Source organism: Tamlana crocina, from assembly GCF_012037625.1.
This window is the reverse complement of the sequence record NZ_JAAVJS010000560.1, coordinates 1-346: the sequence shown is the minus strand read 5'-3', so window position 1 is coordinate 346 and position 346 is coordinate 1. Positions and strand designations below refer to the sequence as shown.

At 41.3% G+C, this 346-nt stretch carries 1 pseudogene; it reads left to right on the top strand.

Annotated elements, in window-relative coordinates:
* Positions 1 to 346, top strand: a pseudogene (locus HC176_RS20160) (NrfD/PsrC family molybdoenzyme membrane anchor subunit); the annotation flags it as partial.

Genomic DNA, 346 nt, shown 5'->3' with positions numbered 1-346 from the left:
ATTGTAACTTCATTGCACAGAGATTATCTTCCATCTTCATGGACCATGTTTTCCCCAACCTTTGTTGATATCGGGATCTTTATTGGGACCATTGGATTCTTCTTTGTATTATTTCTTCTTTATGCGAGAACCGTCCCTGTGATCGCACAGGCAGAGGTGAAGACGATCCTAAAAGCTTCGGGAGACAGATATAAAAAATTACGTGAGGAGCATGGAGATCATGCAGATCATACCAATACTATTGTTAGAGAACCTGTTTCTAATGTTGAGGAAGGATGGATCAAAAGGGATGAATACGAGACCCGTAAAGAACACGAGCCAACCACTCATACAGAAAGTCTTACGG